The sequence below is a fragment of the Streptomyces sp. NPDC101234 genome, assembly GCF_044767525.1.
In the GTDB taxonomy this organism is placed as follows: Bacteria; Actinomycetota; Actinomycetes; order Streptomycetales; family Streptomycetaceae; genus Streptomyces; species Streptomyces sasae.
This window is the reverse complement of sequence record NZ_JBIWOA010000029.1, coordinates 61,547-86,390: the sequence shown is the minus strand read 5'-3', so window position 1 is coordinate 86,390 and position 24,844 is coordinate 61,547. Positions and strand designations below refer to the sequence as shown.

The 24,844-nt window shown below is 71.3% G+C and carries 26 protein-coding genes and 1 pseudogene; 15 read left to right on the top strand and 12 right to left on the bottom strand.

Annotated elements, in window-relative coordinates; genetic code table 11:
- Nucleotides 1–4 precede the first annotated feature (4 nt).
- The 3 genes from ACIRR9_RS40035 to ACIRR9_RS40025 all read left to right on the top strand — a co-directional run bounded on the left by ACIRR9_RS40035 (nucleotide 5) and on the right by ACIRR9_RS40025 (nucleotide 3,699).
- Nucleotides 5–1,510 (top strand): IucA/IucC family protein, encoded by a 1,506-nt coding sequence (locus ACIRR9_RS40035; RefSeq protein WP_403762747.1) that lies wholly within the window; start codon nucleotides 5–7, stop codon nucleotides 1,508–1,510.
- A 102-nt stretch (nucleotides 1,511–1,612) separates the two neighbouring features.
- Nucleotides 1,613–2,878: a VWA domain-containing protein gene (locus tag ACIRR9_RS40030; RefSeq protein ID WP_365346547.1), complete on the top strand. Its 1,266-nt coding sequence runs from the start codon at nucleotides 1,613–1,615 to the stop codon at nucleotides 2,876–2,878.
- Nucleotides 2,878–3,699: a hypothetical protein gene (locus ACIRR9_RS40025; RefSeq protein WP_403762744.1), complete on the top strand. Its 822-nt coding sequence runs from the start codon at nucleotides 2,878–2,880 to the stop codon at nucleotides 3,697–3,699. The genes ACIRR9_RS40030 and ACIRR9_RS40025 overlap by 1 nt, the downstream gene beginning before the upstream one ends.
- Nucleotides 3,700–3,757: 58 nt before the next feature.
- Here ACIRR9_RS40025 and ACIRR9_RS40020 read toward each other — a convergent pair whose 3' ends face one another.
- Entirely contained in the window at nucleotides 3,758–4,384 is a 627-nt protein-coding gene (locus tag ACIRR9_RS40020; protein WP_403762741.1) for a winged helix-turn-helix transcriptional regulator, read from the bottom strand.
- An 81-nt stretch (nucleotides 4,385–4,465) separates the two neighbouring features.
- Between ACIRR9_RS40020 and ACIRR9_RS40015 the strand changes: the two genes are divergently transcribed.
- From ACIRR9_RS40015 to ACIRR9_RS39995, 5 genes are all read left to right on the top strand, one after another.
- A complete protein-coding gene (locus ACIRR9_RS40015; protein WP_403762738.1) occupies nucleotides 4,466–5,674 on the top strand; it encodes a pyridoxal phosphate-dependent aminotransferase in 1,209 nt (402 codons plus the stop codon).
- 165 nt (nucleotides 5,675–5,839) lie between these two features.
- On the top strand, nucleotides 5,840–6,370 hold the full coding sequence (locus ACIRR9_RS40010) for a hypothetical protein (protein ID WP_403762735.1): 531 nt from the start codon (nucleotides 5,840–5,842) through the stop codon (nucleotides 6,368–6,370).
- 3 nt (nucleotides 6,371–6,373) lie between these two features.
- On the top strand, nucleotides 6,374–6,973 hold the full coding sequence (locus tag ACIRR9_RS40005) for a histidine phosphatase family protein (RefSeq protein ID WP_403762733.1): 600 nt from the start codon (nucleotides 6,374–6,376) through the stop codon (nucleotides 6,971–6,973).
- A gap of 79 nt (nucleotides 6,974–7,052) precedes the next feature.
- The gene (locus ACIRR9_RS40000; RefSeq protein WP_403762730.1) at nucleotides 7,053–7,673 is read left to right on the top strand and encodes a hypothetical protein; all 621 of its coding nucleotides are present in this window, start codon (nucleotides 7,053–7,055) and stop codon (nucleotides 7,671–7,673) included.
- A 57-nt stretch (nucleotides 7,674–7,730) separates the two neighbouring features.
- Nucleotides 7,731–8,153 carry a thioesterase family protein gene (locus tag ACIRR9_RS39995; RefSeq protein ID WP_123972877.1) on the top strand — a complete coding sequence of 141 codons (423 nt, stop codon included), beginning with the start codon at nucleotides 7,731–7,733 and terminating at the stop codon, nucleotides 8,151–8,153.
- Nucleotides 8,154–8,170: 17 nt separating this feature from the next.
- Here the strand turns inward: ACIRR9_RS39995 and ACIRR9_RS39990 are convergent, their stop codons facing one another.
- Nucleotides 8,171–8,572, bottom strand: a complete 402-nt coding sequence (locus ACIRR9_RS39990; protein ID WP_185149039.1) for a helix-turn-helix domain-containing protein — start codon at nucleotides 8,570–8,572, stop codon at nucleotides 8,171–8,173.
- Between the two features lie 127 nt (nucleotides 8,573–8,699).
- Here ACIRR9_RS39990 and ACIRR9_RS39985 point away from each other — a divergent pair, with 127 nt between their 5' ends.
- The gene (locus tag ACIRR9_RS39985) at nucleotides 8,700–10,127 is read left to right on the top strand and encodes an MFS transporter (protein WP_403762727.1); all 1,428 of its coding nucleotides are present in this window, start codon (nucleotides 8,700–8,702) and stop codon (nucleotides 10,125–10,127) included.
- A 49-nt stretch (nucleotides 10,128–10,176) separates the two neighbouring features.
- Here ACIRR9_RS39985 and ACIRR9_RS39980 read toward each other — a convergent pair whose 3' ends face one another.
- Nucleotides 10,177–11,040: an NAD(P)H-binding protein gene (locus ACIRR9_RS39980; RefSeq protein ID WP_403762725.1), complete on the bottom strand. Its 864-nt coding sequence runs from the start codon at nucleotides 11,038–11,040 to the stop codon at nucleotides 10,177–10,179.
- A gap of 93 nt (nucleotides 11,041–11,133) precedes the next feature.
- On the opposite strand from ACIRR9_RS39980, the gene ACIRR9_RS39975 reads away from it, so the two are divergent.
- Together ACIRR9_RS39975 and ACIRR9_RS39970 are read left to right on the top strand one after the other, a co-directional pair.
- Nucleotides 11,134–11,925 (top strand): helix-turn-helix domain-containing protein, encoded by a 792-nt coding sequence (locus tag ACIRR9_RS39975; protein ID WP_403762723.1) that lies wholly within the window; start codon nucleotides 11,134–11,136, stop codon nucleotides 11,923–11,925.
- A 41-nt stretch (nucleotides 11,926–11,966) separates the two neighbouring features.
- Nucleotides 11,967–12,581: an exonuclease gene (locus ACIRR9_RS39970; RefSeq protein ID WP_403762721.1), complete on the top strand. Its 615-nt coding sequence runs from the start codon at nucleotides 11,967–11,969 to the stop codon at nucleotides 12,579–12,581.
- On the opposite strand, the gene ACIRR9_RS39965 is transcribed toward ACIRR9_RS39970, so the two are convergent.
- Entirely contained in the window at nucleotides 12,535–13,155 is a 621-nt protein-coding gene (locus tag ACIRR9_RS39965) for a TMEM175 family protein (RefSeq protein WP_403762717.1), read from the bottom strand. The genes ACIRR9_RS39970 and ACIRR9_RS39965 overlap by 47 nt on opposite strands.
- Before the next feature lie 98 nt (nucleotides 13,156–13,253).
- On the opposite strand from ACIRR9_RS39965, the pseudogene ACIRR9_RS39960 reads away from it, so the two are divergent.
- A pseudogene (locus ACIRR9_RS39960) lies at nucleotides 13,254–14,067 on the top strand (chitosanase).
- On the opposite strand, the gene ACIRR9_RS39955 reads toward ACIRR9_RS39960, so the two are convergent.
- The 7 genes from ACIRR9_RS39955 to ACIRR9_RS39925 form a co-directional block, all read right to left on the bottom strand.
- Nucleotides 14,052–15,380: a nucleobase:cation symporter-2 family protein gene (locus tag ACIRR9_RS39955; protein WP_403762861.1), complete on the bottom strand. Its 1,329-nt coding sequence runs from the start codon at nucleotides 15,378–15,380 to the stop codon at nucleotides 14,052–14,054. The pseudogene ACIRR9_RS39960 and the gene ACIRR9_RS39955 overlap by 16 nt on opposite strands.
- Nucleotides 15,381–15,664: 284 nt before the next feature.
- Entirely contained in the window at nucleotides 15,665–17,041 is a 1,377-nt protein-coding gene (locus tag ACIRR9_RS39950; protein ID WP_403762714.1) for an 8-oxoguanine deaminase, read from the bottom strand.
- Between the two features lie 126 nt (nucleotides 17,042–17,167).
- Complete coding sequence (pucL, locus tag ACIRR9_RS39945) at nucleotides 17,168–18,097, bottom strand: factor-independent urate hydroxylase (RefSeq protein WP_403762712.1); 930 nt, start codon at nucleotides 18,095–18,097, stop codon at nucleotides 17,168–17,170.
- Nucleotides 18,098–18,101: 4 nt separating this feature from the next.
- Nucleotides 18,102–18,503: a hydroxyisourate hydrolase gene (gene uraH / locus ACIRR9_RS39940; protein WP_384563102.1), complete on the bottom strand. Its 402-nt coding sequence runs from the start codon at nucleotides 18,501–18,503 to the stop codon at nucleotides 18,102–18,104.
- Between the two features lie 49 nt (nucleotides 18,504–18,552).
- The gene (gene uraD / locus ACIRR9_RS39935) at nucleotides 18,553–19,062 is read right to left on the bottom strand and encodes a 2-oxo-4-hydroxy-4-carboxy-5-ureidoimidazoline decarboxylase (RefSeq protein ID WP_403762708.1); all 510 of its coding nucleotides are present in this window, start codon (nucleotides 19,060–19,062) and stop codon (nucleotides 18,553–18,555) included.
- A 161-nt stretch (nucleotides 19,063–19,223) separates the two neighbouring features.
- The gene (locus tag ACIRR9_RS39930) at nucleotides 19,224–19,592 is read right to left on the bottom strand and encodes a helix-turn-helix domain-containing protein (RefSeq protein ID WP_123972887.1); all 369 of its coding nucleotides are present in this window, start codon (nucleotides 19,590–19,592) and stop codon (nucleotides 19,224–19,226) included.
- Nucleotides 19,589–19,843 (bottom strand): hypothetical protein, encoded by a 255-nt coding sequence (locus tag ACIRR9_RS39925; RefSeq protein ID WP_365346514.1) that lies wholly within the window; start codon nucleotides 19,841–19,843, stop codon nucleotides 19,589–19,591. Before ACIRR9_RS39925 ends, ACIRR9_RS39930 begins: the two co-directional genes overlap by 4 nt.
- A gap of 213 nt (nucleotides 19,844–20,056) precedes the next feature.
- Here ACIRR9_RS39925 and ACIRR9_RS39920 point away from each other — a divergent pair, with 213 nt between their 5' ends.
- Entirely contained in the window at nucleotides 20,057–20,908 is an 852-nt protein-coding gene (locus tag ACIRR9_RS39920; protein ID WP_403762704.1) for a YihY/virulence factor BrkB family protein, read from the top strand.
- Between the two features lie 24 nt (nucleotides 20,909–20,932).
- On the opposite strand, the gene polX is transcribed toward ACIRR9_RS39920, so the two are convergent.
- Nucleotides 20,933–22,672 (bottom strand): DNA polymerase/3'-5' exonuclease PolX, encoded by a 1,740-nt coding sequence (gene polX / locus ACIRR9_RS39915; protein ID WP_403762701.1) that lies wholly within the window; start codon nucleotides 22,670–22,672, stop codon nucleotides 20,933–20,935.
- Between the two features lie 108 nt (nucleotides 22,673–22,780).
- Between polX and ACIRR9_RS39910 the strand changes: the two genes are divergently transcribed.
- Together ACIRR9_RS39910 and ACIRR9_RS39905 are read left to right on the top strand one after the other, a co-directional pair.
- On the top strand, nucleotides 22,781–23,611 hold the full coding sequence (locus ACIRR9_RS39910) for a TIM barrel protein (protein WP_403762698.1): 831 nt from the start codon (nucleotides 22,781–22,783) through the stop codon (nucleotides 23,609–23,611).
- A 41-nt stretch (nucleotides 23,612–23,652) separates the two neighbouring features.
- Complete coding sequence (locus ACIRR9_RS39905) at nucleotides 23,653–24,567, top strand: 2-hydroxy-3-oxopropionate reductase (protein ID WP_403762695.1); 915 nt, start codon at nucleotides 23,653–23,655, stop codon at nucleotides 24,565–24,567.
- The last annotated feature ends 277 nt before the right edge of the window (nucleotides 24,568–24,844 follow it).

Genomic DNA, 24,844 nt, shown 5'->3' with positions numbered 1-24,844 from the left:
TCCCGTGCACCGTCCTTCCCCCATCGAGAACCGGCTCGCCGCCGAGCTGGCCGAAGCACGGCCGGAGCTCGTCGACCGGTACCGGGCCGAGCTGCCCGGGGCACGGGCGGCGGTGCTGACCCGCCTGTGGCGGGCGCTGGCGCACGAGCCGCTGCCGTGGGTGGCGCGCCGGGTCCGCGGGGCGCACAGCCTGGCGCTGCGGCTGGCCGACGGGCGGGCGCTGCACGGTCCGCACGCGGATCCGTACGCCACGGACGCGTATGTGACCGCCGTACGGCTGGACGGGGTGCCGTACGACGATCCGGCGCTGCTGATGACGGATCTGGGGTGGCCGCACTCGGCGGGGTTCGCCACCGAACTCGGGCACAGCGCCGCGTCGTTGGCGCTGTCGCGGGCGGACCGGGAGTTTCCCGCGAAGGAGTGGCCGGACCGGGACTGGGAGTGGGAGCAGCGGGTGGTCGACGGGCATCCCTTCCACCCCAACTGCCGTTCCCGGCCCGGCTTCTCGGCGGCGGAGCAGCTCGCGTACGGGCCGGAGCACCGCCCGGTGGTGCGGCTGGAGACGGTCCCGGTCGCGGCCGGGGAGTGCCTGCTGACCGGCGACTGGCCGGACGAGCTCCGGGACGGGGAACGGCTGTTGATTCCCGTGCACCCCTGGCAGACCGCCCATGTCCTCAAGGGCGGCACGGGCGGGCCCTGGCGGGACGCGCACCCGCTGATGTCCCTGCGCACGCTGGCGCTCCCCGGCGGACCGCATCTGAAGACCGCGCTCAGCGCCCGGCTGACCTCGTCCGTGCGGGACATCTCGACGTACTCGATCGACGCGGCGATGACGTTGTCGTCCTTCGCGACGGACCTGGCATCCCGGACGGACGGGCTGCTGCACGTCACCCGCACCCTCGGCGCGGCGACCGCCGACTCCCCCGACCTCGCCGCGGTGCTGCGCGAGTCACCCGAGGCCTGTGCGGCACCGGGTGAGCGGGTCCTGCCGGTCGCCGCCCTGGCCACCACCGCCCTCCCCGAATCACCGTCGTGGCTGGCCGACTTCACCCGGCTCGCCCTGACGGTGGGGCTGCGGCTGCTGGACCTGGGCGTGGCCCTGGAGGCGCATGGCCAGAACCTGCTGGTGGTGCTCTCCGAGACCGGCGCACCGCTTCGCCTGGTCTACCGCGACCTGGCCGACATCCGCCTCAGCCCCGCCCGGCTGGCCCGGCACGGCATCGCCCCGCCCGATCTGACGGGCCGCCTGGTCACGGACGACGAAACGACGCTGCGCCGCAAGCTGTTCGGCTCCCTGGTCGCGGGCGCGCTCGCGGGCACGGCGGGTTCGGGGCAGGCTCTGGCGACGGCCCTGGAGACGGCCGTACGGGACCTGCCCACGACCCCCGATCTGACGACCCTTCTCGAAGGCCCGGTGCCCGCGAAGGCGTTGACGCTGATGCGGCTCTCGCCGGAGATCCCCGGCGACCAGTGGGCGGCGCTGCCGAACCCGCTCGCCGAGCCCCGGTGACCGACGGTCTCCCGCCGCCGTCCGTTGGCCTGCCGGTCACTCCCGTTTCGGTACCCGGACCTCGTTTTGGAGCCCGGCACCTCTGATCAATAAGATCCGCCGATGATCAGAACACAACGGCTGGCGGCAGGAGTCTGCGCTCTGCTCGCCGCCCTGGCGTCCGGGATCGCGTTCCCCGGCCAGGCGGTCGCCGACGAGACCGACGACCAGGCCGCTCCCAAGGTGGAGCTCGTGCTGGACGTCAGCGGTTCCATGCGGACGGCTGACATAGACGGCGGGACGCGAATGGCCGCGGCCAAGCAGGCGTTCGACGAGGTGCTGGACGCGACACCCGAAGGTGTCCAGCTCGGCATCCGCACACTCGGCGCCAACTACCACGGCAACGACCGCAAGGTGGGCTGCAAGGACACCGCGCAGCTCTACCCGGTCAGCACCCTGGACCGCACCGAGGCGAAGACCGCCGTCGCCACGCTCCAGCCGACCGGGTGGACCCCGATCGGCCCCGCGCTGCTGAAGGCGGCCGACGATCTCCAGGGCGGTGACGGGACCCGCCGTATCGTCCTGATCAGCGACGGCGAGGACACCTGCCCGCCGCTCGACCCGTGCGAGGTGGCCCGCGAGATCGCCGCCAAGGGCGTCGGGCTCACCATCGACACCCTCGGCCTGGTGCCGGACGCCAAGACCCGCGACCAGCTGAGCTGCATCGCGGACGCGACCGGCGGTACCTACACCTCCGTGCAGCACAAGGAGGAACTGACCGACCGCGTGGGTCAGTTGGTGCACCGCGCGGCGGACCCCGTGGTGACGCCGGTGGCGACCGAGGGCACGGACCAGTGCTCCTCGGCGCCCGCGCTCAAGTCCGGTCTGTACACCGACCGTGAGGAGTTCGGGCAGCAGCGCTGGTACAAGGTGGACGTCAACCCCGGCCAGGAGCTGCGCGCTTCGGTGAGCGTCGCCGCCGACCGGGCCGTCAACCCCGACTACGGCGTGCTGCTGCGCGCGGTGACGGCGACCGGACGCGAGATCGTGCGCGGTGAGGCGTCCGGCACGGGCCGTACGGACGTCATCTCGACCGGGCTGCGGTACCCGAAGGCCGAGAGCGACGACGAGAACGCCGCCGCCGAGACCGTCTGCGTCCAGGTGACCAACTCCTTCTCGGCCGCGTCCGGGGTGAAGACCAGTCCCGGTCTGCCCATCGAGCTGACGGTCGACGTGGTGGACGGGCCGTCGAAGGCGAGCGACGTCGCGTCCTTCGGTCTCGGCCGCGGCTGGTGGCTGCTCGGGGCGCTGGTGCTGACCGGCTTCCTCGCGGGTGTGTTGTGGGGCTGGCTGTCGCGCTGGCGGGTCGCGGTCTGGAGGACCAACTGATGAGAATCACACATGTGTTGAGTGCCGCGCTGCTGGCGGTGGGGCTGGCCGCGGGGCCGGCGGCCGCCGACGACGCCTCGCCCTCCCCCAGCGCCTCCGAGGACAGCGGCGCGCCCACCCAGGCGGGCACGTCCTTCCGTACGGCGACCGAGATCGACCAGGGCGAGAAGGCGACGGCCAGCGGATCGACGGGCGACTACCTGTACTGGTCGTTCCCCGCAGACGCCGGCCGGCGTCCCGACGTCAGGGCGACGGTGAAGCTGCCCGACTCGCATGCGGCGCAGACCTGGCAGATCGACGTGTACGACGGTCTGCGGCGCCGGCAGGCCTGCCAGTACGGCGCACAGACCCGCACGGCCGCGCAGGGCGCCACGTCGGTGGAGCTGGCCTGTGTGATGCGTACGGTGCGGGCGTGGTCGGAGCCGTGGGCCGACGACCCGTTGCCGGGCACGTACTACATCCGGCTGACCGTGGTGAACCTGGGCTCGGCGGACCTCGGTCAGCCGGTGAGTGCCGAGGTCCGGGTGGACTCCAAGGACATCGGCGGCTCGGCGGCGGTGGACGGTTCGCTGGCGAAGCCTTTGGTGCCGGGGATCGCGGTCAAGTCCGCGTCGGACGACGACAGTTCCTCGTCCTCGAAGTCGGCCAAGTCGGCTGTGCTGTCCAGCATCGAACCCGACGACGGCTGGTCCTCCGGCTGGTGGACCGACCGCTGGGTGTGGACCGGGATCGGTGGCGTGCTGGCCGCGCTGGCGGGCATCGGCGGGTATGCGCTGACCCGGGGGACGGGGCGGCCGTCACGGGTGCCGCCGGGCGCCTGACCCGACACCCGACCCAGTCGACTGGGCCCTCGTTCACGGCGGGGGCCCAGTCGCCGTCTCAGGCCTCCCGCAGCTCCTTGGCCAGGGACCCGTCCCCCGTCACCGTCACCCGCCCCGCCCGCACCGCGTCCGGCAGCGTCAGCTCGCCCCGGGCCAGGGCCGTACAGGTCTCCGTGTCGAGCAGCAGCCGCGCGTCGGGCTCGGCGGGGGCCGGACCGTCGCCGTACACCGGGCCGTCCTCCCCGCCCACGTGGACGTGGAAGTCCCCCTCCTCCAGCCGGACTTCGACCAGTCCCTCGCCCTCCAGGGACCGCAGCAGCGGCAGCGCGAACCAGTGGGCGCGTACCGCGTCCGTGGGCCGGCGGTCGCCCAGTTCCGGCTCCCCCCACTTGCCCAGCGCCTGCAGCACCGGCAGCAACTCGCGCCCTCGCCCGGTGAGTTCGTAGACGTACGCCGCGCCCGGCGGAGGCAGCCGCCGCCTGGTCGTGAGCCCGTCCCGCTCCATGTCCTTCAGCCGGGAGGCGAGGACGTCCGTGCTGACCCCGGGCAGATCCGCGTGCAGGTCCGTGTAGCGGCGGGGACCGGCGAGCAGTTCGCGGACGATCAGCAGGGTCCAGCGGTCGCCGACGACGTCGAGCGCGCGGGCTGCGGAACAGTACTGGTCGTAGCTTCGGCGAGGTGACATGCGACGCAGTCTAGACAAGATGTTGGACTTTCCAAGCTCCTACTTGGTAAAACCAAGCAACACGAGTTTCCGGAGGGGCGCATGGAGTTCCGGCAGTCCAACAAGCTCAGCGAGGTCTGTTACGAGATCCGCGGACCGGTGATCGAGCACGCCAACGCGCTGGAGGAGGCGGGCCACAGCGTGCTGCGCCTGAACACCGGCAACCCCGCGCTGTTCGGCTTCGAGGCGCCGGAGGAGATCCTCCAGGACATGATCCGGATGCTCCCGCAGGCGCACGGCTACACGGACTCGCGCGGCATCCTCTCCGCCCGCCGGGCCGTGGCGGGGCGCTACCAGACGCTGGGCCTGGAGGTGGGCGTCGACGACGTCTTCCTCGGCAACGGCGTCTCGGAACTGGTCTCCATGGCCGTACAGGCGCTGGTGGAGGACGGCGACGAGATCCTGATCCCGGCCCCGGACTTCCCCCTCTGGACCGCCGTGACGACCCTCGCCGGCGGCAAGGCGGTGCACTACCTCTGCGACGAGCAGTCCGAGTGGTACCCGGACCTGGCCGACATGGAGTCGAAGATCACGGACCGCACCAAGGCCGTGGTCATCATCAACCCCAACAACCCGACCGGTGCCGTCTACCCGAAGGAGATCCTGGAGGGCATCCTCGACCTGGCCCGCCGGCACGGCCTGATGGTCTTCGCGGACGAGATCTACGACCAGATCCTGTACGACGACGCCGTCCACCACTCGACCGCGGCCCTCGCCCCCGACCTGGTCGTCCTCACCTTCTGCGGCCTGTCCAAGACCTACCGGGTGGCCGGCTTCCGCTCGGGCTGGCTGGTCGTCACCGGCCCGAAGCAGCACGCGAAGGACTACCTGGAGGGCCTCACCATGCTGGCCTCCATGCGGCTGTGCGCCAACGCGCCCGCCCAGTACGCCATCCAGGCCGCGCTCGGCGGCCGCCAGTCCATCCGCGAACTCACCGCCCCCGGTGGTCGGTTGTACGACCAGCGCACGGTGGCCTGGGAGAGGCTCAACGAGATCCCGGGTGTCTCCTGCGTCAAGCCGAAGGGCGCCCTCTACGCGTTCCCGCGTATCGACCCCAAGGTCCACCCGATCCACGACGACGAGAAGTTCGTCCTGGACCTGCTGCTGCAGGAGAAGATCCAGGTCGTCCAGGGCACCGGCTTCAACTGGCCCACCACCGACCACTTCCGCATCCTCACCCTCCCCCACGCGGAGGACCTGGAGACGGCGATCGGCCGGATCGGACGGTTCCTGAGCGGCTATCGGCAGTAGTGGCCGGCTTCCCCGGCACGCCCGCCCGGGTGTGCGGGCGCGACCGGGGCCCGCGGGCCGGGCGGAGATCGGGCGGGCGCCCTGGGATCACCCGACCAGGACCGGGACCGGGCCGAATGTGCCGTGCAGGTGCGACGGCCCCGCTCCCCCGGGTAACCCGTCCCCATGACCCAGCGTCCGCTGCTCCTCCTCGACGTCGACGGCCCCCTCAACCCGTTCCGGGCCAGGTTCCTGTGGCACCGCGGGTATGTGACCCGCAGGCTGCACCCCGCCAACTGGTCCGCCCGTCAGAAACCCGGCTCCCGGAAGCTGCGCCGGGGGCTGCGGGTGCGGCTGCACCCGGGGCACGGGGCCCGGCTGCTCGCGCTGCCGTACGAACCGGCCTGGGCCACCACCTGGATGCATCAGGCCAACGAGATGATCGGGCCGGTCATCGGGCTGCCCGAACTGCCCGTCATCGAGTGGCCGGAGCTGTTCGCCGAAGACCCGGACGGGCTGTACTGGAAGACCCGGACCGTCGTGGAGTGGGCGGCGGGACGGCCGTTCGTGTGGGTGGACGACATGGTCACCGGACGCGATGTCCGTCATGTCGCCGAGCATCACGACGGCCCGGCACTGCTCCTTCCGGTCGATCCGCGGCACGGCCTACGGGCGCGGGAGTTCGCCGAACTGGAGCACTGGGCTCTTAGCCTCTGAGTCATGGGTGATCTCTTTCTCGTCCGGCACGGTGAGACCGAGTGGTCGCGGTCCGGTCGGCATACCGGCTGGACCGACGTGCCGCTCACCGAGCACGGACGGGCGGAGGCGCGGCGGCTGATGCCGTTGATCCGCTCGCACCGCATCGGCGCCGCCTTCGTCAGCCCGCTCCAGCGGGCCCGGGAGACCGCCGAGCTGATCGGGGTGCCCGACGCACGCGTGGACTCCGATCTGCGGGAGTGGGACTACGGCGGCTACGAGGGCGTGACCACCATGGAGATCCAGCGCACCCGGCCGGGCTGGTTCCTGTTCACGGACGGGGTGGCGCCCGGTCCGCCCGAGCATCCCGGGGAGACCCCGGAGCAGGTCGGGGAGCGCGCCGACCGGATGCTGGCCAAGGTCGACGCGGCCCTCGCGAACACGGAGGGGGTCGTGGTGCTGGTGGCCCACGGCCACTTCCTGCGCGTCCTGACCGCCCGCCGCCTCGGCCTGCCCCCGTCCCAGGGGGCCCTCTTCCAGCTGGCGACCGGGACGCTGAGCCGACTGGGCACGGAACACGCACGGCCGGTGATCGCGGGGTGGAACATCCGGCCGGGCACCTAGCCGGACCCCCGCTGTCAGTCCCCGGTCGTAGCCTTCGGAGAAGGGATCAGTAGCGCTCGGCACCGGGAAGGAGCACGCCGTGACCCGACCGCCCACCGCCGCGCAACGGCGGGTCATCGACGCCGCCGATCCGGTCACCGGGCGGCTGCGGGGTACGGAGGCACAGCTGGCGGCGCTGGTGAGGCACGGCCTCGCCTTCCGGCACCCGCGCCCGCCGCACGACCACTTCCTGACGCCCGCGGGGCACCGGACTCGGGACGCGGCTCCGCAGCCCGAGGCAGCGGTCCGGCCGGAGCCGGACGGGGTGTTCGCCGCGCGCGTCGGCGGTGAGGAGACGGCCGACGACGGGCCCGCCCGCGCACGTGAGGTGCACAGCGCCTGGCAGGGGCTGCTGGAGCTGCGCCGGATGACCAATCCCGACGCTGCCGTGGACCGGCCGTGCGGCTGGGAGCGTGCGCATCTGGTGCGGGCCGCCGCGCTCGCCCTGGAGGCGTCCGGGCATCCGCCCGAGGGGCCGGACCGCGCCGGCTACCGGGTCCGGGCGACCCCGCAGCCGGAGGCCGTCGCGGTGTACGAAGCGGACGGCGAGCGGTTGCGGGCGTGCGCGGCCACCCTGGAGCGGGCCGGCTGGCAGACCGGCGAGTACACGGAGCCCCGGACCAGAACGCGCTATCTGCTGGCATCGCCGCGCCGGGTGTGACGGGCGTGCCAGGATGCAGACGAAAGATCAGTGTGCCGTACACGAGAAGGGGAAGTCGTGAGCGAACCGTATTCCGTCCGCGTCACGGTCCGTGGTTACGAGACTGATGTACAGGGCCATCTGAACCAGGCGGTGTACATCAACTACGCGGAGCACGCCCGCTGGTCGCTGCTGCAGGCGGCCGGGGTCAGCCAGGCCCGGCTGATAGGCCGGGGTGTGGGCCCGGTGGCGCTGGAGACGACCATCCGGTACAAACGGGAGCTGCTCGCCGGTGACGAGGTCGATGTGACCTGTGCGTTCGAGTGGAGCGGCGGCAAGACGTTCCGGATACGCCAGACGATGACCAAGGCGGACGGCACACCGGCCGCCGAGGTCGACGCGGTCGGCGGGCTGCTGGACCTCAAGGCCCGCAAGCTGGTGGCCGATCCGCGTGAGATCTTCAAGGAACTCACTTCGGACCCGGAGCTTTTCGGGCTCTAGAACCCCGCGAACTCCGTCTACGCGTCGAGCAGTTCGGGATTGTGCTCGGCGTCGTAGACCGCCCGCGCCTGTGCGATGTACCCGCGGTTGCGCTCGGCCCAGTCCGTCAGCCGCTGCAAGGTCTCGTGCAGTTCATAGGCCACCGGAGTGAGTTCGTACTCCACCTTCGGGGGCACCGTCGGATGGACGGTGCGGGTCACCAGTCCGTCGCGCTCCAGGTTGCGCAGCGTGAGGGTGAGCATCCGGCGGCTGATGCCCTCGATACCGCGCTCCAGCTCGGTGAAGCGGATGGGGCCGTGTGAGGCCGCGACCAGGATCTGGACGCTCCATTTGCCGGCCACCCTGTCAAGAACCTCGCGGACCGGGCACGCGTGCGCGTTCACGACCTGCGACGTAACACCGGTGTTCCTCAGGGACATCGACCTGCCTCCTTACACCGGCCTCCATGGTCACCCACGCTGTACTCCGTTACAAGTCGTGCACCAAGGATCCGCCGGAAACCGGCAGTTCCCCTGGAGACTACGGAAAATCGGAGGCCACGCCGCCATGACGGCCCTCACCTCGTCACCGACACGAACGCCACATCGTAGGTACTCCCGCTGGGCCTCTCTGGTCGTGCTGTGCGCGGGAGCCCTGATGACAATCCTGGACGGCACCATCGTGACCGTGGCGATGCCCGCGATGCAAACGGACCTGGGCTTCTCGGGGGCGGGGCTGGCCTGGGTGGTGAACGCCTATCTGATCCCGTTCGGCGGGCTTCTGCTGCTGGCCGGCCGACTGGGTGACCTGCTGGGGCGGAAGCGGATGTTCACGGCCGGGATCGCCGTGTTCACCGTGGCCTCCGTGCTGTGCGGGCTGGCTACGAGCCGGGCACTGCTCGTCGCGGCGCGGGCCCTCCAGGGTGTGGGCGGGGCGATGGCGTCGGCGGTGGTGCTCGGCATGCTGGTGGCGCTCTTCCCGGAGCCGCGCGAACAGGCCCGTGCCATCGCGGTGTTCAGTGCGGTCGGGGCGGGCGGGGCCACGCTGGGCACGTTCCTCGGCGGGGCGCTCACCCAGGCGCTGGGCTGGCACTGGATCTTCCTGATCAATCTGCCGATCGGCGTCGTCGCCTGGCTGGCGGCGGTCCGGGTGCTGTCCCCCGAGCCCGGCGCCGGGCTCCGCGACGGGGCTGACTACCCGGGGGCGGCGCTGGTCACCGGTGCGCTGATGCTCACGGTGTACGTCATCGTCGGCTCCGGTGACCGCGGCAGGACCGCGACCCTGCTGCAGGCGGCGCTCGCCCTTGCCCTCTTCGTGGCGTTCGCCGTCCGCCAGACGCGTACCGAACGCCCGCTGCTGCGCCCGAGACTGTTCCGTTCCCGGCTGCTGACCGGCGCGAACGCCGTGCAGATCCTGATGGTCGCGACGATGTACGGCTTCCAGTTCATCGGCGCGCTCTACATCCAACGTGTGCTGGGCTTCGGCGAGTTGACCACCGGTCTCGCCTTCCTGCCGGCGCCCGTGGTGATCGGGGTCCTGATGATGACCCTGTCCGCACGGACGGTCGGCCGCTTCGGGGCGTATCCGGTGCTGCTGACCGGGCTGGTGCTGATCGCCGGCGGCATGGCGCTGCTGAGCCGGGCCCGCGCCGACGGTTCCTACGCGACCGACGTGCTGGCGCCCATGCTGCTCCTCGCGGCCGGGTTCGCCGCCGCGATGCCCCCGTTGACCGGTCTGGCCATGTCCGGCGCCCCCGAGGAGGACGCCGGCCTGGCCTCGGGGCTCTTCAGCACCACGCAGGTGGTGGGCGGTTCGCTGGGCCTCGCGGCGCTGTCCACGCTGGCGGCGAGCCGCACGGACACCCTGCTGGCCCGGGGCGCGGAGCTGGTCCCGGCCACGGCGGAGGGCTACCGGCTGGCGTTCCGGGTGGCGGCCGGGATCGCGGTGGCGGCCCTGGTGCTTGCCGGGGCGATGCTGCGGCCGCGGAACCGGTGAAACGGGCCGTGGCCGCGCGCAGGAACAGCGGTGCCGGTGCGGCAGCGCCTCAGCCCACCTCGAAGAGCCCCCTGTTGTCCTCGGCCCAGGTCCGGAAGGACCGGGCGGGCCGGCCCAGCGCCTCGGACACGTCCTCGGTGACCACCGCGTTACCTCCGGCGCGGACGAACGCCAGGCCGTTCAGGGCGCCATCGGCCTGGCGCGCGTCCATGCCCCACGCCGTGCGGAGGAAGTCCCGGGTCTCGTCCGGGGACAGGTCCCGGGTCGGCACCGGGCGGCCCAGTACCTCCGCGAGCACGGCGGCCTGGCCGGGAACGCTGATCGTCTCGGGACCGGTCAGCGTGTACGTCCGCCCCGCGTGCCCGGCGTCGAGCAGGGCCCGCACCGCCACTTCGGCGATGTCGCGCGGATCGATGACACCCGACGCCCCGTCCCCGGTCATATTGGGCACCGCCTCGCCCGCACGGAGCGCCTGGAGCCAGGTCAGCACGTTGGAGGCGAACGACGAAGGCCGCAGCACCGTCCAGGCGAGCCCGCTGTCCCGCACGGCCCGCTCCCCGTCCACGTGCCACATCGCGGAGGGACCGGCATCCGTGTCGCCGGTGGCGATGGCGGAGAGCTTCACGAGCCGCTCGACACCCGCGGCCCGGGCCGAGGCGACCAGCGCCGCGTCCTGTCCCTCGTCGGGGCCGGGCGGACGGAGCAGGAACACGGCCGAGGCACCGGCCAGCGCGGGATCCACGGACGCCGGGTCCGTATGGTCCCCGCGCACCGCCTCCACCCCGGCGGGCAGCTGTGCCCTGGCCGGATCCCGGGTGAGCGCGCGCACCTTGGCACCCCGCCCGGCCAGTTGCCGTACGACTTCACTTCCGATGGTGCCCGTGGCACCCGTCACCAGAATCATGCGATCCACGGTGCGCCCGCCGGGCCGCCCGGCTCTTGGAAATTCCGGCACGGCCGAGCCGCCCCGACGGGGGTGCCGGGCGCTTACGGTGGAAGGGTGCCGATGACCATCGCCAAGCCGCTTCAGTCCCTGCCCGAGGCACTGCGCCCGTGGATCGCCGAGGTGCGGACCATGTCCTTCACCGAGCCGCCCGAAGGGACGTTCGTGCATCTGCCCGACGCGGTGACCAAGGTGGTCCTGCGCGTGGGCGGGGACGGACGGCGGGACGTGCTGGCCGTCGGGCCACGGGTACGGGCGACCTACCACGAGGGCAAGGGCGACATCGCCTGCGTGGAGCTGCGCCTCGCGCCGGGAACGGCCCGGCCCCTGCTGGGAGTTCCGGCCGACGGGCTGGTCGGCCAGGTGGTGCCGCTGGACCGGCTGCCCGGCGGGGTGGCCCGCCGGTTCGCGCGTGAGGTGCGCTGGCTGGACCCTGTGGAGGCGCTGCCGCGCATGGCCGAGGTACTGCCCGGGCTGCTCTCGGAGCAGCTGGATCCGGCCCGGACATCGCTGCTGCGGGCGGGTGTCGAGGCGTTGTCGGTGCGGATGGACCGGGCGCCCGCCCAGGTACGGGACGTGGCCCGGGAACTGGCCGTCAGCGAACGCCAGTTGCGCAACCTGTTCGCAGACGGGGTCGGTGTCTCCCCGAAGCACTACGCCCGTATCGACCGCGTCCGCGCGGTCGCCACCCGGGCGGGCAGCATCGGCTGGTCCGAACTGGCCGCGTCCGCGGGCTACTTCGACCAGTCGCACATGACGACGGACTTCCGCACCCTGATGGGTGTCCCGCCGCGCTCGTACTCCACCGGCCGGCTCCCCGCCCTCAGCCCCTGCCAGGCGACCCGGCGCCCCTGAATCGGGATGCGCACCGAGTTCCCGGCTGCCAGGATCCGGTCATGTCCGCACGACGCGTCAAACCAAGCTGCTACATCTCGGTCGACATCGAGGCCGACGGCCCGATCCCGGGGCCGTACTCCATGCTGAGCATCGGCGCGGCCGTCGCCGGAACACAGGACGCCGACGGCTTCACGGCCGCCGATCCGGAGAAGCTGACCTTCTACCGCGAACTCCGGCCGATCAGCGCGGACTTCGACCCCGAGGCACTCGCGGTGAGCGGCCTGGACCGGGCCCGGCTGGCGGTGGAGGGCGCCGAACCGGCCCTGGCACTGGCTGAGTTCAGCGACTGGGTCGGTGAGGTGAGCGCGGGTGCGCAGCCAGTGATGTGCGGGTACCCGGCGTCGTACGACTGGACGTTCCTGTACTGGTACCTGATCCGGTTCACCGGTGCGAGCCCCTTCGGGCACTCCGGCTGCCTGGACATGAAGACGCTGTACGCGACGAAGGCGGGCCTGCCGCTGCGGGCGGTCGCGAAGCGGACCATGCCGGCGCATCTCCTCTCCGCCCGTCGGCACACCCACCATGCCCTCGACGACGCGATCGAGCAGGCGGACCTGCTCGTCAACCTCATGGTGTGGCCTGGTCCCGGCGGGTCGGGACCGGTACCTGGTTGAAGCCGTAGTAGAGGGCGAGCAGGCCGTGTGCGGCCAGGGTGAGCGGTGCGGAGACGAAGGCCAGGCCGACCGTGACCGGGTAGCCGAGTGAGCCGAGGGCGAAGCGGGCCCGGGTGCGGCGGGCCGCCTCGGCGTCGACGCGGGCATCGAAGAGATGGCCCGTGCGGGTGAGATGCCACCACAGGGCCTGGAACGCGGCGGCCATCAGCACCATCACCAGGCTGTAGACGGCCGCCGCCGTGTGCGAGTTCGCGTCCTCGCGGAGGTACTCGGCGAGCATGGCCGTCGGCCAGGGCACCGCGGCCACCACCAACAGCACCAGCAGGTTCAGGAACATCAGGGTCCGGTCGACCCGGGCGACATAGCTGAACACCTGATGGTGGTTGACCCACATGATCCCGATGACCAGGAAACTCACCACGTAGGCGGCATACGACGGCCACTGGTCGCCCAGAGCGTGCCAGAGGCTGTCGCCGGCTCCGGCCTTCGGCACCTTGATGTCCAGGATGAGCAGGGTGACGGCGATGGCGAAGACCCCGTCGCTGAAGGCCTCGACCCGGCCCGACTCGTTCATGTCGTACTCCCCCGTCTGCTCACAGTGACTTCCTACCGCCACCCCACCGCTTTCCCAAGTTGCCGCGCCAGTCTCAACATCCTTTGACAGCACCCTGCTTGGGAGAACCTGTGCCGATCCTGCACGCACGAGCCGCCCGTCGCACCCTGTTCGCCGCCGTGGGCGCCGCGCTGCTGACCTCGCAACTGCCCTCGGCCGAGGCCGCGGACGCCACCGGGCTGGCCGCCCCGGTGAAGAAGGACATCGCGATGCGACTGGTGAGCAGCGCCGAGAACTCGTCCCTGAACTGGAAGGCGCAGTACAAGTACATCGAGGACATCGGCGACGGGCGTGGCTACACCGGCGGGATCATCGGCTTCTGCTCCGGTACGGGCGACATGCTGACGCTGGTCGAGCTGTACACGGAGTGGGACGCGGACAACCCCCTGGCGAAGTATCTTCCCGCGCTGCGGAAGGTGAACGGCACCGACAGCCACAAGGGCCTCGCCCCCGGCGGCCTGGCGGAAGGCGGCGAAGACGGCGGCCTTCCGCAGGGCGCAGCGCCACGAACGGGACCGTGTCTACTTCAATCCCGCCGTGGCGCGCGCCGAGAAGGACGGTCTCGGCACGCTCGGCCAGTTCGTCTACTACGACGCGATGGTCATGCACGGCCCCGGTACGGACGCCGTCAGTTTCGGCGGCATCCGCAAACGCGCCCGCAAGCACGCGGCCACCCCGGCGGACGGCGGCGGGCAGCGGAAGTACCTCAACGCGTTCCTCGACGCCCGCGTGTGGGCGATGAAGCAGGAGGCCGCCCACCGGGACGTCAGCCGGGTCGAGACGGCTCAGCGGGTCTTCCTCACGGCGGGCAACCTCGACCTGGACACCCCGCTCAAGTGGAAGGTGTACGGGGACAGTTACGAGATCGAGTGAGGTGACGGAAGGGGTACGGCGGCCTGGGTCGTACCCCTCGCGGCCGCGCTCGGCCGGCCCAGGTGGTTGAAGACGAGGTTGAGCAGCACCGCCGTCACGCAGCCCGTGGAGATGCCCGAGTCGAGGACGATCCGGGCCGTCTCCGGGAAGGCGTGGTAGAAGTCCGGAGCGGTGATCGGGACGATGCCGACGGCGAGCGAGACGGCGACGACCAGGACGTTCTCGTCCTTCTCCAGCCCGGCCCTGACCAGGGTCTGGATGCCGCCGGCCGCCACCGAGCCGAACAGGACCACGCCCGCGCCGCCGAGCACCGGGCGGGGTACGACGGCGATCAGCGCGGCGGCCGTCGGGCACAGCCCCATCAGCACCAGGAACCCGCCGCCGACCGCGACCACGAACCGGCTGCGGATCCGGGTCATCGCGACCAGGCCGATGTTCTGGGCGAAGGCGCTGCACATGAACCCGTTGAACAGCGGGCTGATCGCCGAGCCGAGGGTGTCGGCGCGCAGCCCGGCCGCGATCGTCCGCTCGTCGGCGGGGCGTTCGACGATCTCGCCCAGCGCCAGCATGTCCGCGGTCGACTCGGTCATCGAGACCACCATCACCACGCACATGGACAGGATCGCGGCGATCTGGAACTGCGGGACGCCGAAGTGGAAGGGGGCAGGGAAGCCGATGACGTCCGCGTCCGCGACCGGGCCGAAGTCCGTGATCCCGAACGGGACGGCGACGACCGTGCCCGCCACCAGGCCGATCAGCACGGCGATCTGCTTCACGAAGCCGCGGGTGAAGCGGCGAACGAGCAGGACGACGAGGAGCGTTGCGGCGGCCAGGCCCAGGTACTTCGCCGAACCGTAGTCGTCCGCCGTGGGGTCGGGGCCCTGGGCCCAGCCGAAGGCGACCGGGAGCAGCGAGACCCCGATGAGGGTGATGACCGTGCCGGTGACGACGGGCGGGAAGAAACGGACCGCCTTGCCGAAGAACGGGGCGGCGAGGAAGCCGAGGAGGCCGGCCACGATCACCGCACCGAAGATGACCGGCAGGGCGTCCGCCCTGTCGTGGGTGGAGGCGGCTATCGCGGTCATCGGGGCGACCCCGGCGAAGGTGACGCCGTTGACGAAGGGCAGCCGGGCGCCGATCTTCCAGACGCCGAGGGTCTGCAGGAAGGTGGCGAGGCCCGCGGTGAAGAGGCAGGCCCCGGTGAGGAAGGTCAGTTCGGTGCCGGACAGGCCGATGGCCGCGCCGACGATCAGGGGCGGGGCGACCACCCCGGCGTACATGGCGGCCACGTGCTGAAGGCCCGTGGCCGCCATTTTCAGGGGCGGAAGCTTCTCGTCGACGGGATGCACTCGGTGCGCGGACACGGCGGCTCTCCTCCGGTCGGTTACACGTCGGCTCTGACGCGGGGTTCAGGGAGGTGGTGCGTGCGATCCAGGTCGTGCGGGACCCGAGGGGAGGACGGTGACCGTTCCTGGGCGCGCACGACCGGCGCGCGCGCCCAGGTGACAGCCGCCGTGGCCCCGTCCCGGGGTCCACGGCTGCCGGCCGGGAGCCGTCCCTCCCGACCGGAGTTCATGTGCCGTACGGAGCAGCGGTGTTACTGGGGGGTGATACGGGCCAGCCGTTGGGCCTCGGCCCGGGTGGAGCGGGCGATCGCGCCCTCGTCGACGTGCAACAGGCGGCTGTCCTCGACGATCTGACGGCCGTTCACGAAGGAGGCGGTGACCGGGGCGGCCGCGCCGAAGACGAGGGCGGTCACCGGGTCGGCGATGGAGGCGTGGGCGAGGGTGTCCAGCTTCCAGAGCACCAGGTCGGCGAGCTTGCCGGGTTCGAGGGAGCCGATCTGGCTTGCCCGGCCCAGGACTTGGGCGCCGCCGTAGGTGCCCAGGCGCAACGCCTGGCGGGCGTTCAGGGCCGCTTCCCGGTGCGCGCCGAGGCGGTTGATCAGCAGCGCGTTGCGCAGTTCGGTGTGGAGTTCGCCGGACTCGTTGGACGCGGTGCCGTCGACGCCGAGGCCGACCGGGACACCGGCGGCGAGCATGTCGGGGACACGGGCGATCCCGGCCGCGAGCCGGGCGTTGGACGACGGGCAGTGCGCCACACCGCTCCTGGTCCGGGCGAACGCGGCGATGTCCGAGTCGTTCATATGGACGCAGTGCGCCATCCACACGTCCTCGCCGAGCCAGCCGGTGGACTCGAAGTAGTCGGTCGGGCCCATGCCGAACAGCTCGTGGCAGAACTTCTCCTCCTCGACCGTCTCCGAGCCGTGCGTGTGCAGCCGTACCCCGAGGCGGCGGGCCAACTCCGCGCCCTCGCGGAGGAGTTCGGTGGAGACGGAGAAGGGCGAGCAGGGCGCCACCGCCACCTGGGTCATCGCGTCGAAGGAGTCGTCGTGGTGCTCCTTGACGGTCGCCTCGGTGGCGGCGAGGGCGCCTTCGAGGGTCTCGACGGCGAAGTCCGGGGGCAGGCCGCCGTCCTTCTCGCTGCGGTCCATGGAACCGCGCGCGAGGGTGAAGCGGACGCCCGTCTCGCGGGCGGCACGGATGATCGCGCCGGAGAGGTCGCCGGAGTCCTTCGGGTAGACGTAGTGGTGGTCCATCGCGGTGGTGACCCCGCCACGGGCCATCATGGCGAGCGAGCCCTGGGCGGCCGCGTACACCATCGGCTCGTCGATGCGCGCCCAGGTCGGGTACAGCGCGACCAGCCAGTTGAAGAGGTTGTGGTCGGTGGCCAGGCCCCGGGTGATCCACTGGTAGTAGTGGTGGTGGGTGTTGACCAGGCCGGGGGTCACGAGGTGGCCGGTGGCGTCGATACGGCGCTCGACGTTCTCCAGGCCCTCGGGGGCCCTGCCCTCGCCGACCGACTCGATGCGGTTGCCGGCGATGACGACATACCCGTCCGCGTACTCGGTGTCGTGGGCGTCGACGGTCGCGATCGAACAGTTCTCGATGACGATGCGCCGGTCTGCTGCCATGAATTCGTCCTTTTCGCTCAGTGGACTTGTGGTGAGGGCACGGCAGGACCCCGGGGATTTGAGTGCCTCGGCCGGGAGAACGGGCTCCCCGTGGCTCCCCGGCCGAGGGTGCCGAAAAGGTGTCGGTCAGAGGTTGGAGAGGTCGACCGGGATCTTCGCCTCGCAGCCGTCCCGGAGGACGGTCGCCTCGATCAGGCCGTAGGGCCGGTCGGCGGCGTAGTACACGGCACCGTCCTCGGTGGCGTTCTTCAGCCCGAACGGCTCCAGATCGACCAGGAAGTGGTGCTTGTTCGGGAGGGAGAAGCGGACCTCGTCGATCTCGGCGCGGTTGTCGATGATGCGCGCGCCCATCTGGTAGAGCGTCTGCTGGAGCGAGAGGGAGTAGGTCTCGGCGAAGGCCTGGAGCATGTGCGTCTTCGTCTGCTCGTAGGACCTCTCCCAGTCGGGCATCTCCCGCGCGTCATCGGTCCAGTTGAACCGCCAGCGGCTGGAGACCTGGGTGGCCAGGATGCGGTCGTACGCCTCGGGAAGCGTCGTGTACTTGTCCTTGGCGTAGCCCCAGAACTCGGAGTCGGTCGAGTTCATCACGACGAGATCCTTGAGGCCGGAGACGACCTCCCACAACGAGCCGTCGAACGTGACCTGTGTCAGCCGGGTCTCCTGGCCCTTGCGCACGAAGGAGTGCGCGCCTTCCTTGGCGTGCTCGATGCGCTCCCAAGCGTACTCCTCGATGCGGATCCGGGCCCGGTGGATCGGCTCCTGCGAGGTCACGAAGTGGCGGGCGAGGTGGATGCCGAACTGCTCGGCGGACTTGATGCCGTGCTCCTTGGCGAACGCGTACACCGTGTTCTTGGTGGTGTCGGTCGGCAGGACGTTGGCGTTGGAGCCGGAGTAGTGGACCTCTTCCATGTCGCCGGAGAGCGACACGGAGACATTGAGGTCCTTGATGTGGTGGGTGGCACCGTCGCGCGTGATCTTCACGACCCGGTTCTCGGCCTTGCCGTACTGGTTCTGTCCAAGAATCACAGGGCGGCCAGGGCGGGAATTGTCTGCCATGTAGCTAGCTCCCTCGGTAAACGGAGTAGCCGAACGGGTTGAGCAGCAGCGGCACGTGGTAGTGCTCCCCGGGGTTCACGGCGAAGGTGATCGCCACCTCCGGGAAGAACACGGATCCGCTGTCCCGATTCGCGGGGGCGTCCTGCTGCGCATCGGCTTGCTTCTTCACGGACTTCTCGAAGTACGGCTCCACCGCGAAGTCGAGCCGTACATGGGTGGTTCCCTCCGGCAGCGCCGGCAGGTCCTTGCACCGGCCGTCGGCGTCGGTCGCGCTGCCGCCGAGCGCCTGCCAGTCCGCGTCCCGGCCGCTGCGGGCGGAGAGCCGGACGGCGACATCCGCGGCGGGGCGGCCGATGCTGGTGTCCAGGATGTGGGTGGACACGGAGGCGGTGGTGCTGGTGCTCATGGCGTCAGGCGTCCTCTTCGGTCTGCTTCGACTTCGGTCTGCTTCGACTTCAGTCCGCTTCGACGAGCCGGGCCAGCCGGATACGGTTGATCTTTCCCAGCTCGGTGCGGACGATCTCGCGCTCCTGTCCGGGCGCGTTGCCGATCCGCTCCTTGACCGCGTCGCGCATCTCCTCGCCGGTCCGGCCGGTGGCGCAGATCAGGAAGACATGGCCGAACTTCTCCTGGTAGGCCAGGTTGAGTTCGAGCATCTCCGCCTTGAGCCCTTCGGCGGCGCCTGCCATACCCGACTGCTCCCGGGCCGAGGTCGGATCGCCCGGCCGGGGGCGGCCGATCGGCGGGTGCCCGGCCATGGCCTCCCCCAGGTCCGCCCCGGTCAGGTCGGCCATGGCGGCGTCACTGGCCGAGTAGAGGGACTCGGGGGTGGCGTAGGGGCGGGCGGCGAGCAGGCGGCGGGCCCATGCCGTGGAGGCACACGCCTCGTGGAGGGCGGCGAAGGCCGCGTGCTCCTCCAGAGCATTGAACCGGGCCAGGCCCGCGGGCGTGGAAGTCGACGTCACGGGAGCCTCCGTGGCCGCGGGCGGCCTTCGCGCTGAACGGACTGCCGTCAGCTAACGCCCTCCGGAACTTGACGTCAACACTTTGTTGAAAATTCCGCGTAACAACCCCCGCCCGGCCCACCTCGCGAAGCCTCCGGCCGGCTCCCCCGTGAGGTCTCCGGTCAGCTCTCCTTGTCGCGGTTCAGGTAGTTGTAGACGGTGAAGCGGCTCACCCCGAGCGCGCTCGCCACGGTCTCCACACCATGGCGCACGGAGAAGGCGCCCCGCGCCTCCAGTACGCGCACGACCTCCTGCTTGGCCTTGCGGTCCAGGTCGGCCAGCGGCTTGCCCTGCTTGCGTTCCATGGCGGCCAGGATGTGGTCGAGGGAGTCGGCGAGCTGCGGCAGCCGTACGGCGACGGCATCGACGCCCTCCCAGGCGAGGATCACGTCGTCGGGGCCGGCCTCGTCGGGCGGGAGCAGCTCCCCGCCCATGGCGTCGACCAGTGGCTTCACGGCGGTGATGAAGGGCTCGTCCCCGTTGCCGGTCACTTGTCGCCGCCCTCTCCCACCACGTTGACCTGGAGCGAGATCCGGGTGGCCCCGGCCTCCAGGGTCCGGCGCAGCAGCGCGTCCACGGCGGTGAGCACGGCGTCGGCGCCGCCCTCCGCGGTGTTGCCGAACGGCCCGACGTCCACCGCGTCCAGCTGCGCCCCCTCGATGACCTCACGGGCGACCAGCGCGTGTGCGGGGGCCTCGTCGAGGTCGAAGGGCTCGGTCGTGAACTCCACTTTCAATCGCATTGCATCCCCAAACACCCTCTGACCTGCACGTTCACCCCGGCTCGACGGAGCCTGTCCATCCGTCACGAGGCGACCATAACCGAACGGGCCATACCCGCGCCCGGCTCATTCCCCAGGACCTGTCGGCAACTGCCGGGCTTGCCCGGAGGGTGCGTGACGTCCCCGGCGCCAGAAGCGGCTCGGCCGGCCGGTCGGGATGAGAGCATCCGTCTCATGGATGACGCAGAGGGCCGCGCGGCCAGGTGGTGGGCCGCGTTGCGCAGGACACCGGTGGCCGTCTGGAACGACGACGTCACGGACTGGGCGGCCGCGCTGACCTATTACGCGGTCCTGGCCCTGTTCCCCGTCCTGCTGGTGATCCTCTCGATCCTGGGGCTGACCATCCCCACGGCCAAACCCGAGGTCATCGACCACATGGCGCAGGCCGCCCCGGAGGAGTCCCGCGCCCTGCTGCGCAGCACCCTGCGGCAGATGGCGAACCAGTCGTCGACGGCCTGGACCCTGATCTTCCTGGGCGGGGCCGCGGCCCTGTGGTCGGGCAGCAGCTATCTGAGCGTCTTCCGCCGGGCGCTGCACGCCATGCACCGGGTCAGTTCGCACCGGCCGGTCTGGCGCACCGCTCCGCGCATCATCGCGACGGCCCTCGTCCTGATCGCCGTCCTCCTCACCTCCACCCTCGCGTTCTTCCTGACCGGCGACCTGACCCGGCGTCTGGGCGCGGCGCTGAACCTGGGGGCCGGACCGCAGGAGGCCTGGGGCACACTCCGCTGGCCGGTGGTGGCCGCGGTCGCCGTCCTCCTGGTGCTCGTGCTCTACCGTTCGGGCCCCGCACCCTCCCGGCCGGTCCGGAAGATGGCGCCGGGAGGCACCCTGGCGGTCGTACTCCTGGTGGCCGTCACCGTCGGATTCGCCGTGTACACCGCTCATGCGGGCACCTATCACCGTCTGTACGGATCGCTGGCGGGCGTCGTGGTCTTCCTGATCTGGCTGTGGCTGTCCAATCTGGCCCTGCTGATCGGCGCCCAGTTCAACGCCGAGCTGGCGAAGCCCCCGCACGGGCGCTGAGCCGGTCCGCCCGGCACGGCCGGCTCACCGGCCCTTGCGCAGGAAGCTCCGCAGCCGCCGCTCCGGCCAGGTGTTGATCACGTCGCCCGCGGTGAGCCAGCCACGCTGGGCGGTTCCGATGCCGTAGCGCATGTTGGCCAGGTGCGGGACGGCGTGGGCGTCGCTGTCGACGGCGAACCGCACGCCGTACCGCCGGGCCCGCAGGATGTCCTCGTCGCGCAGGTCGAGCCGGTGCGGGTGGGCGTTGATCTCCAGGGCGGTGCCGGTACGGGCGCAGGCCTCGAAGACGGCGTCCAGGTCGGCGTCGATGCCGGGCCGCTTGCCGATGAGGCGGGTGGTGGGGTGGCCGATGACGTTGACGTGGGGGTTCTCGCAGGCCCGCACCAGCCGCCGGGTCAGCGCCTCGCGGCCCTGGTTGAAGTGCGAGTGGACCGAGGCCACGCACAGGTCGAACCCGGCGAGGAAGTCGTGCGGCCAGTCCACCTCACCCTCCGGGCCGATGTTCAGCTCGGTGCCGTGCAGCAGCCGCAGTCCGCCGCGCCGGCCCCGGGTGGGGTACGTGCCGTCCAGCTCGCGCACCCGTTCCCGCTGGGCCAGCATCCGCTCGTCGGTCATGCGCTGCATGGCCAGGTCGGGTGCGTGGTCGGTGATCGCGTAGTAGGCGTAGCCGCGCGCGGCGGCGGCCTCGGCCATCTCCTCCAGCGGGGCGAGCCCGTCCGTGAGGTCGGTGTGGGTGTGCAGGTCGCCGCGGAGGTCGGCCTCGGTGACCAGGTCGGGCAGTTCGTCCCGCAGCCCGGCCTCGATCTCCCCGCGGTCCTCGCGCAGCGGCGGCGGGATCCACGGCAGGCCGAGCCGGGCGTAGACCTCCTCCTCGGTCTCGGAGACGATCTTGTCGCCGCTCTCGACGTCGAAGAGCCCGTACTCGGAGAGCTTGAGCTTCTGGTGCACGGCCCGTTCGCGGGTACGGATGTTGTGGGCCTTGGAGCCGGTGAAGTACTGGAGGGCCGCACCCCAGGAGTCCGGCGGTACGACGCGCAGGTCGACGTCGAGACCCTTGCCGGTGCGTACGGAGGTCTTCGTCCCGCCCTGCCCGATGACCTCGGTGACGTACGGCAGCCCGGTGAACGCCTTCATGACCGGCGCCGACTTCTCCGCCGCCACGAGGATGTCGATGTCGCCGATGGTCTCCCGCATCCGGCGCAGTGAACCGGCGTACGCGCACCGCTCGCAGCCGGTCACGCCGGAGAGCGCGCCGACGATGTCCTCGGCCAGTTCCATGGCCACGTCGATCTGCACCCGCCCGCCGGCGGACCGGAGCAGTTCGATGCCGTGCAGGATGTTCTCCTCGGTCTTCGGCCCGAAGCCCTTGAGGTCGCGCAGCCGCTCGTCGCGGATGGCGTCGGCGAGTTCCTCGACCGAGGAGACGCCCAGTTCCTCGTAGACCGCCATGGCCTTCTTCGGGCCGAGGGTGGGGATGGCCGTCAGCCGCCGCACCCCGTCCGGGATCTTCGCGCGCAGCTCCTCGACGGCGACCACGCCGCCGCTGTCGAAGTACTCACGGACCTTCTGGGCGATGGACTTCCCGACGTTCGGGATCTCCTGGAGCCCCTTGAGGTCGAGGGTGGAGACGTCGGCGTGATGGCCGCCCACCGCGCGTGCGGCCTTCTCGTAGACGCGCGCCTTGAACGCGTCTCCGCCGGTGATCGAGATGAGGTCGGCGTACTCCTGGAGCAGCGCGGCGACCTCGTCGTTGGACCGGGCCACCCCCTCAGAGTACTTGACAGCCTTCCCTCACCACAGGCAGTCTTCCGTTAAGCAGAAACAAACTTCCACAATGCGGAATCACTGGAAACGGAAGGGAGCGCCGGCCCCATGGGATTCGCAGAGCAGCGCTTCAACGTCAACCTGTCGATCCTCTTCACGGAACTCCCGCTCCTGGAGCGCCCCGCGGCCGCCGCCGCGGCCGGCTTCGGCGCGGTCGAGCTGTGGTGGCCCTGGGTCGGCTCCCCCACCCCCGAGCGGTCCGAGCTCGACGCGCTGAAGAGGGCGATCGAGGACGCGGGGGTCCGGTTGAACGGCCTGAACTTCTACGCCGGGCGGCTGCCGGGTCCCGACCGGGGCGCCCTGTCGGTCCCGGGCGAGGAGTCGGAGAGGTTCCGCGCCAATATCGACGTGGCCGCCGACTTCGCCGGATCGCTCGGCTGCGGGGCCCTCAACGCCCTGTACGGCAACCGTGTCGACGGCGTGGATCCGGCCGAGCAGGACGCGCTGGCGCTGCAGAACCTGGTCCTCGCGGCGCGGGCGGCCGACCGGATCGGCGCAGTCCTGCTGATCGAGGCGCTGAACAAACCGGAGTCACCGCTGTATCCGCTGGTGTCGGCGCCGGCCGCGGTCGGGATCGTCGACAAGGTGAACGAGGCGACCGGACTCGGCAACGCGCGCTTCCTCATGGACCTGTACCACCTGTCGATGAACGGTGAGGACCTGCCGTCGGTGATCGAGCGGTACGCGTCGAGGACCGGCCATGTGCAGATCGCCGACAACCCGGGCCGCGGCGCCCCGGGCACGGGCTCGCTCCCGCTGGAGGAGCTCCTCGACCTGCTGAGGAAGGCCGGTTACGACGGCTGGGTGGGCCTGGAGTACAAGCCCGGCGACCGGCCCAGCTCCGAGTCCTTCGAGTGGCTCCCGCGCGCGGCGCGCTGAACTCCCCGACCCCGCCGAGCAGTCAGAGAGGCACCCCCGACATGAGCAACCTCGCAGATTCCGCCCGCCCGGCCCGCCCGGCGATCGCCTGGATAGGCCTCGGCATCATGGGCTCCCCCATGTCCGAGAACCTGCTCAAGGCGGGTTACGACGTCACCGGGTTCACCCTGGAGCAGAACAAGCTGGACCGGCTGGCCGCCGCCGGCGGCACAGCCGCGGCCTCGATCGCCGAGGCCGTGCGGGACGCCGACGTGATCATCACGATGGTGCCCGCGTCACCCCAGGTCGAGGCCGTCGCGTACGGCCCCGACGGCATCCTCGACAACGCCCGGTCCGGCGCGCTCCTCATCGACATGTCGTCCATCACCCCGCAGACCTCGGTCGACCTGGCGAAGGCGGCTTCGGCCAAGGGCATCCGCGTCCTGGACGCGCCCGTCTCCGGCGGTGAGGCCGGCGCCGTCGAGGCCGTGCTGTCCATCATGGTCGGCGGCGAGAAGGCCGACTTCGACGCCGCGAAGCCGGTGTTCGAGGCGCTCGGCAGGACCATCGTGCTGTGCGGTCCGCACGGCTCCGGCCAGACCGTGAAGGCCGCCAACCAGCTGATCGTCGCCGTGAACATCCAGGCGTGCGCCGAGGCCGTGGTCTTCCTGGAGAAGTCCGGCGTGGACCTGACGGCCGCGCTGGACGTCCTGGGCGGCGGCCTGGCCGGCTCGACCGTGCTGGCGCGGAAGAAGGACAACTTCCTCAGCCGGGACTTCAAGCCGGGCTTCCGGATCGACCTGCACCACAAGGACATGGGCATCGTGACCGACGCGGCCCGCAACGTCGGCGCCGCACTGCCCGTCGGTGCCGTGGTGGCGCAGCTGGTCGCGTCCCTGCGCGCGCAGGGCGACGGCGGCCTGGACCACTCCGCGCTGCTGCGCGCGGTCGAGCGCCTGTCCGGCGCCCGGGTCTGACCCGGCGAACCCCCGCGCTTCCGGGCGGCGCCGTCGCCGACAACTGTCCTGTCGCGCCCAGGCGTCGGCGCCGCCCGGAAACCACTTCGACAGACCGTCGAGAAGAACCTGGCCGGTCTCCACGCCGCCGGCCGGGCGTGCGGCGAGCGCGTGGCGGAACCGGTCCGCGCCCTGCGCGCCGGACCGACCCGAACGGCCCGCGTGCCGCCGGACGGCCCGAATGAGGGGTGGCCGGCCGGATGTACGCGGGCGCGGCAAGGACCGCGGCGGTGTGCGA

Excerpts from the sequence above, each read along its gene's own strand:
- ACIRR9_RS39985 (WP_403762727.1), top strand. The coding sequence starts at position 8,700 with ATGACGGCCCTCACCTCGTCACCGACACGAACGCCACATCGTAGGTAC.
- ACIRR9_RS40005 (WP_403762733.1), top strand. The coding sequence starts at position 6,374 with ATGGGTGATCTCTTTCTCGTCCGGCACGGTGAGACCGAGTGGTCGCGG.
- ACIRR9_RS39965 (WP_403762717.1), bottom strand. The coding sequence starts at position 13,155 with ATGAACGAGTCGGGCCGGGTCGAGGCCTTCAGCGACGGGGTCTTCGCC.
- ACIRR9_RS40015 (WP_403762738.1), top strand. The coding sequence starts at position 4,466 with ATGGAGTTCCGGCAGTCCAACAAGCTCAGCGAGGTCTGTTACGAGATC.
- ACIRR9_RS40010 (WP_403762735.1), top strand. The coding sequence starts at position 5,840 with ATGACCCAGCGTCCGCTGCTCCTCCTCGACGTCGACGGCCCCCTCAAC.
- ACIRR9_RS40025 (WP_403762744.1), top strand. The coding sequence starts at position 2,878 with ATGAGAATCACACATGTGTTGAGTGCCGCGCTGCTGGCGGTGGGGCTG.
- ACIRR9_RS39925 (WP_365346514.1), bottom strand. The coding sequence starts at position 19,843 with ATGCGATTGAAAGTGGAGTTCACGACCGAGCCCTTCGACCTCGACGAG.
- ACIRR9_RS40020 (WP_403762741.1), bottom strand. The coding sequence starts at position 4,384 with ATGTCACCTCGCCGAAGCTACGACCAGTACTGTTCCGCAGCCCGCGCG.
- uraH (WP_384563102.1), bottom strand. The coding sequence starts at position 18,503 with ATGAGCACCAGCACCACCGCCTCCGTGTCCACCCACATCCTGGACACC.
- ACIRR9_RS39905 (WP_403762695.1), top strand. The coding sequence starts at position 23,653 with ATGAGCAACCTCGCAGATTCCGCCCGCCCGGCCCGCCCGGCGATCGCC.
- pucL (WP_403762712.1), bottom strand. The coding sequence starts at position 18,097 with ATGGCAGACAATTCCCGCCCTGGCCGCCCTGTGATTCTTGGACAGAAC.
- ACIRR9_RS39950 (WP_403762714.1), bottom strand. The coding sequence starts at position 17,041 with ATGGCAGCAGACCGGCGCATCGTCATCGAGAACTGTTCGATCGCGACC.
- ACIRR9_RS39910 (WP_403762698.1), top strand. The coding sequence starts at position 22,781 with ATGGGATTCGCAGAGCAGCGCTTCAACGTCAACCTGTCGATCCTCTTC.
- ACIRR9_RS39920 (WP_403762704.1), top strand. The coding sequence starts at position 20,057 with ATGGATGACGCAGAGGGCCGCGCGGCCAGGTGGTGGGCCGCGTTGCGC.
- ACIRR9_RS39990 (WP_185149039.1), bottom strand. The coding sequence starts at position 8,572 with ATGTCCCTGAGGAACACCGGTGTTACGTCGCAGGTCGTGAACGCGCAC.
- ACIRR9_RS40030 (WP_365346547.1), top strand. The coding sequence starts at position 1,613 with ATGATCAGAACACAACGGCTGGCGGCAGGAGTCTGCGCTCTGCTCGCC.
- ACIRR9_RS39970 (WP_403762721.1), top strand. The coding sequence starts at position 11,967 with ATGTCCGCACGACGCGTCAAACCAAGCTGCTACATCTCGGTCGACATC.
- ACIRR9_RS39975 (WP_403762723.1), top strand. The coding sequence starts at position 11,134 with ATGACCATCGCCAAGCCGCTTCAGTCCCTGCCCGAGGCACTGCGCCCG.
- ACIRR9_RS39955 (WP_403762861.1), bottom strand. The coding sequence starts at position 15,380 with ATGGCGGCCACGGGCCTTCAGCACGTGGCCGCCATGTACGCCGGGGTG.